This window comes from Alienimonas sp. DA493 (assembly GCF_043951915.1).
Lineage (GTDB): Bacteria > Planctomycetota > Planctomycetia > Planctomycetales > Planctomycetaceae > Alienimonas.
The window spans coordinates 59,002-71,135 of record NZ_JBINJD010000004.1 but is presented as its reverse complement, the minus strand read 5'-3'; the positions used below and the strand labels follow the sequence as shown (position 1 = coordinate 71,135).

9 protein-coding genes and 1 CRISPR repeat array (1 of these 10 running past the window's edge) are annotated in these 12,134 nt (G+C 71.9%); all 9 genes read left to right on the top strand.

The genetic code is table 11. The features are described 5' to 3' along the window. The first annotated feature begins 271 nt into the window (after window positions 1-271). Entirely contained in the window at window positions 272-1,210 is a 939-nt protein-coding gene (locus tag ACG2DA_RS01275) for a helix-turn-helix transcriptional regulator (protein ID WP_395253644.1), read from the top strand. Window positions 1,211-1,746: 536 nt separating this feature from the next. Continuing rightward, a complete protein-coding gene (locus ACG2DA_RS01270; protein WP_395253643.1) occupies window positions 1,747-2,013 on the top strand; it encodes an RNA polymerase sigma factor in 267 nt (88 codons plus the stop codon). Beyond that, complete coding sequence (gene cas6, locus ACG2DA_RS01265) at window positions 2,013-2,774, top strand: type I-MYXAN CRISPR-associated protein Cas6/Cmx6 (protein WP_395253642.1); 762 nt, start codon at window positions 2,013-2,015, stop codon at window positions 2,772-2,774. Before ACG2DA_RS01270 ends, cas6 begins: the two co-directional genes overlap by 1 nt. Continuing rightward, window positions 2,771-5,185, top strand: a complete 2,415-nt coding sequence (gene cas3, locus ACG2DA_RS01260) for a CRISPR-associated helicase Cas3' (RefSeq protein ID WP_395253641.1) — start codon at window positions 2,771-2,773, stop codon at window positions 5,183-5,185. The genes cas6 and cas3 overlap by 4 nt, the downstream gene beginning before the upstream one ends. Then, entirely contained in the window at window positions 5,164-6,993 is a 1,830-nt protein-coding gene (cas8a1, locus tag ACG2DA_RS01255; protein ID WP_395253640.1) for a type I-MYXAN CRISPR-associated Cas8a1/Cmx1, read from the top strand. The genes cas3 and cas8a1 overlap by 22 nt, the downstream gene beginning before the upstream one ends. 39 nt (window positions 6,994-7,032) lie before the next feature. After that, window positions 7,033-7,926 carry a type I-B CRISPR-associated protein Cas7/Cst2/DevR gene (gene cas7i / locus ACG2DA_RS01250; RefSeq protein WP_395253639.1) on the top strand — a complete coding sequence of 298 codons (894 nt, stop codon included), beginning with the start codon at window positions 7,033-7,035 and terminating at the stop codon, window positions 7,924-7,926. Continuing rightward, on the top strand, window positions 7,923-8,564 hold the full coding sequence (gene cas5, locus ACG2DA_RS01245; RefSeq protein ID WP_395253638.1) for a type I-MYXAN CRISPR-associated protein Cas5/Cmx5/DevS: 642 nt from the start codon (window positions 7,923-7,925) through the stop codon (window positions 8,562-8,564). Before cas7i ends, cas5 begins: the two co-directional genes overlap by 4 nt. Then, window positions 8,561-10,318 carry a type I-MYXAN CRISPR-associated endonuclease Cas1 gene (gene cas1, locus ACG2DA_RS01240; RefSeq protein WP_395253637.1) on the top strand — a complete coding sequence of 586 codons (1,758 nt, stop codon included), beginning with the start codon at window positions 8,561-8,563 and terminating at the stop codon, window positions 10,316-10,318. The genes cas5 and cas1 overlap by 4 nt, the downstream gene beginning before the upstream one ends. 23 nt (window positions 10,319-10,341) lie before the next feature. Continuing rightward, window positions 10,342-10,677: a CRISPR-associated endonuclease Cas2 gene (cas2, locus tag ACG2DA_RS01235; protein ID WP_395253636.1), complete on the top strand. Its 336-nt coding sequence runs from the start codon at window positions 10,342-10,344 to the stop codon at window positions 10,675-10,677. Window positions 10,678-10,971: 294 nt separating this feature from the next. Continuing rightward, window positions 10,972-12,134: direct repeats of the CRISPR family, unit length 36 nt; unit sequence GTGCCCCCTCCGATCACGCCTACGGGCGTTGAGCAC (it continues 1,594 nt past the right edge of the window).

Sequence of the window (12,134 nt, the reverse complement as noted above, 5' to 3'; positions counted from 1 at the left end):
GCGGCGGCCAGCCGCGGCGGGAGGGGGATTCGGGGCACGGGGCGGCTTCGGGTGGGAGGAATGAGAAACGGCCGGCGGCGTCGCCGGCCTCATCCCACAGTGCCTTCGATCGAGGCTGCGTTTAGCTCCGACGGACCGGACGCCCTTGAGGCATCACTCCCCACCCTCGTGTGTGAATCACCCTCCCGCCGGTTGTCCCGGGTGAGCGTGCGGCGGGAGCGGCCCCCCGATAGCGTGCCGGGCGTACATCAGTTCTCACCCGACGCCGATTGTGGCCGACGCCGCCCCCGCCGCCCGCTTCGCCCTCTACGGACGGCTGCTCTCCCGGGACGGCGGCGCCACGCTCAACGACCTGTGCGGCGAGCTGGGCGTCAGCAAGAAGACCCTCCGCCGCGACCTTGAGGCGATGGAGAAGGCCGGGTTGCCGGTCCGCTGCGAAAGCGGTTACCGCGGCGAGAAGACCTGGCGGCTAGCCTCGCCCGAGGGGCTGCCCCCGCTGACGTTCGCCTGGGACGAGGCCGCCGCCCTGCACCTCGCCCGGCCGCTGCTCGCCTCGCTCCGCGGCACGTTCATCTGGGAGGCGCTGGATCGCGCGCTGGCGAAGGTGCGGGCCCACTTGGGCGAAAAGGCGCTGGCGTGCCTGAACGGCCTGAGCGGCGGGTTCCTGGCCACCGCCCCCGGCACCGCGGACCTCGCCGACCGCGGACCGGCCCTGGACGCGGTGATGCTCGGCCGGGAGGAACGCCGGGTGACGGAGATCCGCTACCGCAGCGGCTCCACCGGGGAGACGGATCGCTTTGCGGTCGAGCCGCTGGGGCTGGTCTGGCACCGCGGCCGGCTCTACCTGCACGCCCATTCGCGCAAGCACGGCGAGCAGCGGACCTTCCGCGTGGACCGGATCGAGGAGGCGGAGGCGACGCCGGAGCGGTTCGACCCGCCGGCGGACTTCGACCTCCGCGTCGCCCACGCCGGCAGCTTCGGCGTGTGGCAGTCGGACGGCCCGACGCGGACTGTCCGGGTTCGGTTCGCCCCCGACGCCGCCCGCTACGTCGCCGCCGGCCGCTGGCACGACAGCCAGCGGGTGGATGTCCTGCCGGATGGCTCGTTGACGCTCAGCCTGGAACTGAGCGCCTTCGAGGAGGTGGGGGCCTGGGTCCTCAGCTTCGGCCCGCGGGCGGAGGTTCTAGAGCCGCCGGAGCTGAGAAATTAGATCGCCGCCGACCTGCGGGCGGCGACGGGGAGATATGAGTCATGAAGATCGCCCGTGGGCGTCATCGAAAGTTCAAGGAGAAGCAGGCTTCGAGAACCACACTTCTGTGCTCAACGCCCGTGGGCGTGAATGATCGCGAGGCGGAAAGTACCACCTTGCATCCCGCCGAGCAGGATTTTCTGATAGTACGCCCAGAACCTCCTTATGAGAAGAGTGGTGCTCTCAGACTCCGTCCAACTCGCGTCCGTCGCCGCCGCGCTCAACGACTTCATCACTTCGCCAGCGGCCAAGCGGCTTGCACGGTCGTGGAGGGCGGAGCCGGAGGAGCACTTTGGCGAAGTCTTTCTCCGACTCCGCACGCAAATGCGAGGACGGACGATCCGGGATCCTCGCAGGTGGGTCTTCGGAAACGCTCGTTTTCATCTGCGAAACGCTTTGAAAGCGGCCAAGACGCGAAGGGTTCTTCAGGGCCGAGACCCGTACCCAAACGAGGAGAAGTAGCAATTCGACTGCTCTCAACCGATTTTCGCGGCTGCGTGGGAAACTTGCCGAATCCTCTCGACCAACTTCTGGCCACCGAGCGGGAAGAGGCGTTGAAAGCGGCCCTGGCGTCGCTCCCTGTCGAACAGCAGGAAGCCATCACGACCCGGTTCAAAATCGTCGGCGGGAACCTCGGCGTCGCCGCCCTGGCGAAGAAAGAACGGGTTAGCCGGCAGGCGATCGACCAGCGTGCCGGGCGCGGTTTAGCGACCCTGAAAGCTCAGCTTCGGGAATATCAGTTTCACCCCACGGAGGACGTTTGATGGCCCCGCAGCCTGATGTCTCACTTCAAGATCGTACGATTCCGCCCCGCCCGCCCTGGCCGGACCCCGTCGTCGACCTCGCGTTCCCGATCGCCGGCGGGACGAGTCTGCCGGTCGATCACGGGCGCCCGCTGCTGGGGGCCGTGGCGGCCGTGGTGCCGGGGGTGCACGACCAGGGCGGGACGCACCGGCCCGGCGACCCGCCGCGGGTCGGCGTCCACCCGATCCGCGGCCGGCAGATCGGCGGGCGGACGGTGCGACTGATGGGCTGGAGCAGCCTCACGATCCGCTGCCCGTCCGGCCGGATCGGGAAGTTCCTGCCCTTGGCTGGGCGGACGCTGGAGGTGGCGGGGACGGCTGTCTCCCTCGCCCCGCCGCGGGTGGAGCCGCTGGCGCCGGCGCCGGCCCTGCGGAGCCGGCTGGTCACAATCAAGCCGACCGGCGGCGGCCCGCCCTCCCCGGCGGCGTTCCTGACTGCGGCCCGCCGGCAGTTGGCGGAACTGGGCATCTCCGCGGAGGTCGACGCGACGATCCCCGACCGGGCCAGGGAGCGGGACGGCGACCGCACGACCGAGCCCGTCCGCCGCACCCTCCGGATCCGGGGCCGGGAGATCGTCGGCTACGAGCTGCGGCTGACCGGCCTGACGGCGGCGGAGAGCGTGCAGGTGCAGACCTGGGGCCTCGGCGGCCGCCGGGCGATGGGCTGCGGGATCTTCACGCCGTGGACCCCCGATCCGTCGGAAGCCGGAGCGGGACGATGACGAAGCCGCTCGCCAAGAGCCCGACGAAGGGCCGGCCGGCCCCGCCGACGGTCGCGGAGCACTGCGCCGAGGTGTGGGAGACGGCCCGGGCGGTTTGGGAGGCGTCCGCGGACGACCTCGCCCTCGCCGCCGGGACGAGCCGCGGGGTCCTGGAGTTCGAGCTGCGTCCGCTGTTCGAACTCGCCGCCCTGCTGCACGACCTCGGGAAGGTCAACGACCACTTCCAGCGACTGCTCGGCCCGCGCCGGTTCGGGGAGATCCCCCGGCAGGCGCTGCGGCACGAAGCGGTCAGCTTCTGGATGCTCTGGGACGGGGCGATGTTCGGCGACTGGCTGCGGGACACGTTGGGGGAGACGGACGCGCTGCTGACGGTCCTCGCCGTCGCCGGCCACCACCGTAAGGTGACGAACGATCATGGCGTAAACGAACAGGGGACCGGCCCGACGCTGAAGATCCCCCTGCATGACCCGCAGGTGCGGTCCCTGCTGGACTGGGCCGCCCGGCTGCTGCGGACCTTCGGCTTCGCCGCGGCGGCCCCCCCGAGGCGGGGGGCCCGGACGGTCGACCTCGTGACCGACGACCCGTTCGCCGACGCCCCGGCGGTCGACGATTCGTTCGCGGCTTGCTGGCAGAACGCGGTGGACCGCTGGGCGGCGCTGGGGAAGCACGCCCCGAAGCGTCGGCTGGCGCTCCTGAAAGCCCTGCTGATCGCCGCGGACGTGGGCGGGTCGGCGTTGCCGGCGGCGAAGCGGTCGCCGGCGGCGTACGTGCGGGACGCGCTGGCGGGGGGCCGGCTGTCGGCGGCGGAGGCGCGGGCGGTCTGGGAGGCGTCGCTGGGGGGGCGGCCGCCCCGGCCGTTCCAGCGGGAGGTGGCGGATCGGCCGGAGTCGGCCGTGCTCGTCCTGGCCGGCACCGGCAACGGCAAGACCACAGCCGCCTGGATGCGGGCCGAGCGGTACCCCGGCCGCAAGGCGATCTTCACCTACCCGACCACCGGCACGGCGTCCGCGGGCTACGAGGATTACGTCTTCGGCCGCGGCGAGATCGCCCAGGCGTTGATCCACGGCCGGCGGGACGTCGACCTGGAGGGGCTCTGGGAGACCGCCGCCGCGGAGGGGAAGGACCGCCCGGAGGAGGACGCCGACCAGAAGCTCGAAGCCTTCGAACTCTGGGGGCGGCAGGCGGTCGTCTGCACGGTCGACACCGTCCTGGGGCTGGCGGGGAACCACCTCCGCCCGCTCGCCGGCTTCCCCGGCCTACTGTCCGGGTACTACGTCTTCGACGAGATCCACAGCTACGACGGGCAGCTGTTCGGCAGCCTGCTGCGGTTCCTGGAGACGTTCCCCGGGCTGCCCGTCCTGCTGATGACCGCCTCGCTCCCCCCCGCCCGGCTGGCGGCTCTGCGGGCCGTGTTGGGCGATCGGCTGGGCGAACCGGTCCGGGGGGACGCCGCGCTCGAAGGGCGTCGCCGCTACGACCTCGCCCCCCTGGACGACGAGGCCTCCGCCTGGGGCGAGGTCGAAGCCGCGCTGGAGCGGGACGAGAAGGTCCTGTGGGTGTGCAACACCGTCGCCGACGCCGTGCGGGTCGCGGCCGACGCCGCCGGCCGCGGCCTGCCCTGCGAGCCGCTGATCTACCACAGCCGGTTCCGCTACCGGGACCGTGTCGACCGTCAACGGGCGGTGCTCGACGCGTTCGCCTACGCCGACCCGGAGAAAACGCGGCGGGCGACGCCCGGCCCGGCCCTGGTCGTCGCCACGCAGGTCTGCGAGATGTCGCTGGACGTCAGCGCGGACCTACTGGTCTCGTCGAACTGCCCGCTGCCGGCGTTGGTGCAGCGCCTCGGGCGGCTGAACCGCTATGCCGCCGGCGACGACCCCCGTCCCGCGTTCCTGCTGCCGTTCGAGGGCTACCCGTACAAGTCAAACGCCGACGACGCCCGCGACAAGGAGCTTCAGGCGGAGATGGCCGCGTCCTGGGAGATCGCCGGTCAGCGGACGACATGGAATCAGCATGAACTCGCCGCGGAACTGGACCGCCTCGCCGGCGGCGAGATCCGCCCGGCCCCCTCAGACTGGTTGGACGGCGGGCCGCTGACGCAGCCGGGGGCGATCCGCGACGCCGGATCTACCGTCACTGTGCTGGTGCACGAAGACGTGCCGGCGATTGAGGCGGCGCTCGGCGGCCCCCCGCCGCGGGGCTGGACCCGGCAGAAACTCGCCCCCTGGACCGTTCCGCTGCCGACTCGGCACGCCGGCGGATCGGCGCCGCTGTCCGCGGACCGGATCGCCGGTCTGCCGGTGACGCTCCCCGGAGCGGTGGATGACGACCCCGACGCAGGCCTCTCCTGGGCCGATCCCCAGTCCCTTGCTCGAAAGGAGGCGACCCCGTGCCCGGCCGACGTGCTCTAACGGAAGGCGACGCCCCGCCCGGCCCCGAAACGGACGAGAAGTCCGGTTCGCTCACGTGGTCGCTCGCCGACCCCGGCATGGGGCTGACGGAGCGGGCCGGCTTGGCGGCGCTGTGGCTCACGCTGAAGGCGGCGGAGCGGAACGACGAGCGGGCGGCCCTCGAACCGCTGACGTGGCAGGACGGCGACCTCACCGAAGACGCCGTGACCGTCCGCTGGACCGGCTGCCCGCGGGCGGCGTTCCAGAAGCTGATGGAATACGCATGGCAGCATCCCGGCGGCGTGCTGTACCTGCCCGCCGTCCATCAAGCGACCGATCGGGCGAACCCGCAGCGGCGGGTCACGACGCACAACGGCGTCTTCAAAACCTTCCTGCAACACCCCCGCGTCCAGGCGAAGTCGCCGCCGGAGGAGTTGATCGTCTCGATCGAAGACGGGGCGAAGGAGATGCCCGTTCGGTTCCAGCGTCCGGTTTACCCGCTGAACAAAAAGCAGCGGGAGGCTGGGGAGACCGCCCCGCCGGAGGCGCTGATTCTCAAGCCGCATAAGGACGTCACGGACCTGTTCGACCGGAAGGGGGAGTTCAAAAAGACGATCGGCCTGTCCTCGTGGGTGGTCCCCGGGATGGCCGGCCGGTACGGGGCGGAGGGGGCCTGGGAGGGACCGCCGCGGATCGCCCTGCTCTTGATGCTCGGCCCGATCGGCTGCCGCTACGCGAAGCTCCGCGGGCCCAAGCCGCTGGGCCAGCAGAACTGGGTCGTCGTCGTCCCGGACGTGCGGGACCTGCCCGCCGCCGCCGCGTTCCACCGGCGGGAAGCGAAGCCCTGGGACGCCGAGGTCGCCAGCCTCGGGGACGCGGCCCTGCGGTTCCTCTCAGCGGCGAACACCGAGAAAGAGCGGGCGCACGTTCATCGGGCCGGCGCCCCGGCCGGGTGCCGCGTCGTCGCGATGGGGAAGGTCGGCTACTACGCGAACCAGACCGTCCGCCGCGGCGTCGTCGACGTCGCCCCGACGGCTCGCGCCGCTCAGAAGTATCGCCTCGTCCTGAATCAGTTCGGGAACGTCTACGCGGTCCGCAAAGCGAACCCGGACGCGGCCCCGGACGGGCCGCCGAGGACCTTCGTCAAGATCCCCACCGGCCGAGGGCGGATCGGGGACAACCTCGCCGCCGGTCGGCCTTGGTACGCCGACCTCGCCGTCCCGCTGCCGTGGGACGAGGACGAACTGGACTTCCTCCGCAAGACGAAGTTCCCCGGCGAGTCGCCCCCCCGGATCTGGTTCCGCCAACTCTCCGGTTCCTACCACAAAGACCGTTCTCCCGACCCCGCTCAGAAAGCACGATTGATGGCTCTCATCCAGGACGACCGCATGTGGGACGGGGAGGAGGAACGCCTGTTCGTGGAGGCGTTCTGGGACAGCCTCCGCCGTCAGTATCACCATGAGTTCCGAGCCCTCGGCCGCGGCGGGGAGCGGGACGCCCGCGACCGGATCGACAACCTCAACGAGGAACTGCGGCGCCGGCTGATGCGATGCAAGACGCGGACGCTGACGCGGGAGTTCTACGGCGACTTCTTCTCCCGCGGCCTCCGACGGCTGACCGCTGACGAGACCCGCAACCGCAGCGGCTCCCACCGCCCCGCCGCCCTAATGCAGAACCCCGCCCTCTCCTGGGCGCTAATCGACCACCCGGACCGTTGGCAGCAGGCCCGCGATCTAGGCCTCCTCGCCCTCGCCAGCTACTCAAGTAAGAGCAAACAGACCGGCGAGGATTCGGGCGAAGCCGACGAAAACGCCCCCACCGAAGACTGATTCATCCCCCCTTGCCTCACTCGAAGCCCGCAGAACCGCATGACCACGCACCTGTTCGCCACGTTGCTCACCGCCCGCGCCGTCGCCGCCAACAACCGGGCGGAGAACGACGGCAACGCCACGACACTACAGAAAGTGATTCGCGGCGGCCGCATCCATTCCACCGTCAGCTCCGAGGCGATCCGCTACGCCCTGCGGGAGGTCTGGCACGCCGAGGACGCCGAGTCCGTCAACCGCCGCCCCGCGGGCGCGGGGTTCGAGTTCGCGGATAAGGAATTCAAGAAGCCGGGAGAGTTCATCGACACGGACGTGCTCGGCTTCATGCACGCGAAAAAGGAGACGCTGAACCGCCGCGCCCCGCTGGAGGTCTGCCGGGCCGTCAGCCTCGCGCCCTGGCCGGGCACGATCTCGCACAACTTCGCCTCCCCCGGCTCCAACCCGGCGGTGAAGGCGAAGGACCCGATCCCCTACGCCGCGGAGGTCCACGATACCCGCTACCAGTACAGCGTCGCCCTCACGCCCGGCTCACTGCTGAAGGACGCCGCCGGCCGGACTGAGCGGACGCTGCGGGGCCTGCAGAACCTGCGGCGGGTGGCCGGGAACCACGCCCGCTACCTCTATGACTTCTCGCCGGAGGCCGTCGTCCTGCGGGTCACGCCCGACCCGGCCCCGCGGATGCTGCTCTGCTTCGAGGAGGACGAGCACGGCCACCTCTCCCTCGCCCCGCTGCTCGCCCGCACGGCCGGCGAGGAGCCGGACGTCGAGCCGGGCGAGTTGATCGTCGGGACGGCTCTGCCGGTCGCCAGGCTGGAGGACCTGGAGGCGGCCGGCGCGAGCGTCCACAGCGGGGTGAAGGCGGCGTTCAGCGAGGCGATCCGCCGGGCCGCCGAGGGGCTGGAGGCCGACGCGACCGCGACGAAGGGGGCGAAATGACGGACGAGACCGCCCCCGACGACGCCCCCCTCCTGCTCCGCGTGGAGGTCCCGTTCTGCTCTTTCCGGCCGGACGCCTCCCGGGAGTATCAGGACACCCATCCGCTCCCCCCGCCCGCGACCGTCTACGGGATGCTCCTTTCGCTCGTCGGCGTCCCCCGCGAGCGGAAGGAAGACCACCGCGGCGTCCGCTTGGCCCTCGCCCTGGAGGGCGAGCCGGAGCGGGCGCGGGTCTTCCGCAAGCTGCGTCGCGGCAAGGAACTGGTTGACCTCCGCCCGGACTACCAGGACCTGCTCTGCGGCCTCACGCTGTGGGCGTACTTGGAGACCGGCGACGACGCGGCCCCCCGCCCGCTGACGGCCCGCGTCCGGGACGCCCTGCACCGGCCGCGGTCGATCCGTCGGTCCGGCGGGCTGTCGCTCGGCGAGAGCAGCTTCCTCGTGGACTCCGTCACCGACCGCGCGACGCCGCCGGACCGTGTCACGCTGGTTCGCCCGGATCCCGCGGGGTTCCACAGCCTCCCGGTGTGGGTGGACCACATAGATCGCGGCAACACGGTCCGCGGTCGTTTCCTGATCGAGGAGGGGGCCGCCGCCAACCTCCCGGCCTGCGCGGTCGCGATCGGCGGAGCCGCGTGACCGCACCCGCCCCGCCCGTCGCCGACGAACCGCCTCTCCGGGTGATGGCGTTGCACGCGCTCGAGTACTGCGAGCGGCTGTTCTACCTGGAGGAGGTCGAGAACCTGCTCGTCGCCGACGACCGCGTCTACGCCGGGCGGGAACTGCACGAGCGGGTCCTGCCCGACGACGGCGACGTCACCGGACTGCGGTCCTTCGAACTGTCTTCGGACTCGCTGGGCCTGTTCGGCAAGGTCGACGCCGCCCGGAAGCGGCCGGCCCCTGGGGAACGGACCGGCTACTGGGTCGCCTACGAACTTAAACGGGGCCGCTGCCGCCAGGAGGGGCGGGCTCGGGGGCGGAAGGGTACGCCGGCCGCTTGGCCCAGCGACCGGCTCCAGGCGATCGCCTACGCCCTGCTGCTCGAGGAAGAGGCCGGGGAGCCGGTCGCCGAGGCCCGCGTCCGCTACCACGCCGACGGCGTCACCGTGCGGGTCCCGGTCGACGAACCGGCCCGCCGCGACCTCGCCGCCGCCGTCGCCCGGGCCCGGGAACTCCGCCGATCCGACGACCGCCCGCCGGTCACCGACGACGACCGCAAGTGCGCCCGCTGCTCCCTCCGCGTCGTCTGCCTGCCGGAGGAGGACCGCCTGCCCGTCCCGGGGGCCGGGGAGGAACAGGGGCCGGCGCTCGAGGAACCAACTGAACATGTCGTCGCCGACGGCCGCGGCGGGCTGTTCCCCGCCAACCGCGACGGCCGGGTCGTCCACGTCGCCAGCCCCGACGCCCGCGTCTCCCGCAGCGGGCGGAGCCTCGTCGTCGCGGTCGGCTTCGGCGAGGAGGCGACCGCGACCAAGATCCCGATGCACCAGGTCGACGCCGTCGCCCTGCACGGGCACGCGCAGATGACGACGCAGGCGATCCTCGGCTGCGTCCGGGAGGGGATCGCCGTGCAGTGGCTCACCCCCGGCGGGAAGGCGGCCGGCACCCTCGCCCCGCCCGGCCGCATCCGGCAGCGCCGCCGGCAGTACGCCGCCCTCGCCGACGACGGATTCCGGTTCTCGCTCGCCCGCCGGCTGGCCCACGCCAAGGTCGAGAACCAACTCCGCTACCTGCTCCGCGGCACCCGGGGCGACGAGGAGCGACGGACCGCCGCCGCGGACGACCTCGCCCGGATCCGCGCCTGCTTGAGCGGCATCGACCGGGCGGACTCCCCCGACGCCCTCCGCGGCCTCGAAGGGATGGCGGCGAAGCACTACTTCGCCGCCCTCGGGAACGTTCTCGCCGGCGGCGTGCCGGCGGAGCTGCGGTTCTCCGGCCGCTCCCGCCGACCGCCGCGGGACCGGTTCAACGCCCTGCTCTCCTTCGGCTACGCCCTGCTGCACTCCCTCTGCGAGCGGACGCTGATCGCCGTGGGCCTGGAGCCGGCGTTCGGCTTCTTCCACACGGCCCGGTCCGCCGCCCCGCCGCTGGTCCTGGACCTGCAGGAGCTGTTTCGCACGAGCCTGTGGGACGTGCCGCTGGTCGGCAGTCTGAACCGCGGGGCATGGGACCCGACGGCGGACTTCGAGCTGCGGCCCGGCCACGTCTGGCTCTCGGAGGAGGGGCGGAAGAAGGCGATCGGCCTGTTCGAGCGGCGGCTGAACGAGAGCTACCGGCACCCCCACACCGGTCGCAGCCTAGCCTGGGGCCGGATCGTCGAGCTGGAGGCCCGCCTGCTGGAGAAGGAGTGGACCGGCAGCCCGGGGCACTTCGCCCGCCTGCGGATCCGCTGAATCGCACCCGCCGATCGTCTCCGATGAACTGGCACCTCGTCGCCTACGACGTCCGCGACCCGAAGCGGTTGCGGCGGTGCGCGAAGCTGCTGGAGGGCTACGGCGAGCGGGTGCAGTACAGCCTGTTCCGCTGCCGGCTGGACGCGGCCGGCCGCCGGAAACTGCGGTGGGAGTTGGCCGAGGTGCTGGAGCCGGAGGACGACCTCCTGATCGTGCCCCTGTGCGGGACCTGCGCCGCGAAGGTCAGCGACACGCAGGAGGAACGCACGCCCCCGGCCGCGGACGCCGCCGGCGGGGACCGCAACCGCGGCGAGGGCGGCGACTGGTCCGCCCCGCCGCCGACCTTCGAGGTGCTGTGACGGTTCCGGGACGACAATCGGGAGGGCGAGCGACCGGACCGACCGGTTCACGCACCTCCGTGCGGCCGGACCGCCGACGCCGGCCGCGGTCGCAAGCTGTGCCGCCGCAGCGGGTTGAGGCCGCCGCCGGCGCCGTGCGGTGCGTGAACGGGTCTTCCGAGCGGCGTCCGCAGGCCGAGAGCGCCGCCGTTGCGGTCGGGAACCGGGCGGCGGGAGCCGCCCCGGACGGCCGCCGCGCGGTGCGTGAATCGACGGCCGCAAGTCGTGGCGGCTGGGAGGTTTGGGACCTACGCTGTGCCCCCTCCGATCACGCCTACGGGCGTTGAGCACATGCGGGACCACGGCATCAGGACTCCTTCCGCCGCGTGCCCCCTCCGATCACGCCTACGGGCGTTGAGCACGAGTTGGGACCGGAAGATGCCCCGAGTCTTACCGGGTGCCCCCTCCGATCACGCCTACGGGCGTTGAGCACGACCCGACCCTTCTGGGAGAAGACGGACCGCTGCCGGTGCCCCCTCCGATCACGCCTACGGGCGTTGAGCACCAGCGTCCGGCCGGCTCCGCCCCGCCGCCGCAGAGTGCCCCCTCCGATCACGCCTACGGGCGTTGAGCACAGCCCCGCGATCTACCGCTGATCTACCCGGCGGCGTTGTGCCCCCTCCGATCACGCCTACGGGCGTTGAGCACCCGAAGGCGGTCCGCTCGCTGGCGATTGAGCGGCCGGTGCCCCCTCCGATCACGCCTACGGGCGTTGAGCACTCCCGGGGGTCTTCCCCGAAGACGCGGAAGTCGATGTGTGCCCCCTCCGATCACGCCTACGGGCGTTGAGCACCGGTAGCCGTTCGTCAGCTTCCCGTTGCGGTCGGGTGCCCCCTCCGATCACGCCTACGGGCGTTGAGCACCCGCTCGCCTACCACGTCGACCGCCCGGTCGGCGTCGTGCCCCCTCCGATCACGCCTACGGGCGTTGAGCACTAGTGATTCCTGTCGGACGCCCCGTCCGCCAGCGTGTGCCCCCTCCGATCACGCCTACGGGCGTTGAGCACGTTCAAAACTACCGAGCCCCAGCCGTCGCAAAAGGTGCCCCCTCCGATCACGCCTACGGGCGTTGAGCACTAGTTTGCGTCCCGCTCGGCCTCCGCGATTTCGTCGGTGCCCCCTCCGATCACGCCTACGGGCGTTGAGCACTACGTATCCGCCGCGGCCCGGGTCGCTCCTCAACTGGTGCCCCCTCCGATCACGCCTACGGGCGTTGAGCACCGGCCGATCAGGTCGTCTTCGTGCCAGCGAGTGCAGGTGCCCCCTCCGATCACGCCTACGGGCGTTGAGCACACGGTCTCCCGCATCGCCGAATACGCCGCCCCGGCGTGCCCCCTCCGATCACGCCTACGGGCGTTGAGCACTACGCTTCCGCCGAGTACGCCCTGTGCGGCTTGCCGGTGTGCCCCCTCCGATCAC

Coding starts and splice junctions, on each gene's coding strand:
- cas6 (WP_395253642.1), top strand. CDS start 2,013: ATGGCCCCGCAGCCTGATGTCTCACTTCAAGATCGTACGATTCCGCCC.
- cas3 (WP_395253641.1), top strand. CDS start 2,771: ATGACGAAGCCGCTCGCCAAGAGCCCGACGAAGGGCCGGCCGGCCCCG.
- cas7i (WP_395253639.1), top strand. CDS start 7,033: ATGACCACGCACCTGTTCGCCACGTTGCTCACCGCCCGCGCCGTCGCC.
- cas5 (WP_395253638.1), top strand. CDS start 7,923: ATGACGGACGAGACCGCCCCCGACGACGCCCCCCTCCTGCTCCGCGTG.
- cas2 (WP_395253636.1), top strand. CDS start 10,342: ATGAACTGGCACCTCGTCGCCTACGACGTCCGCGACCCGAAGCGGTTG.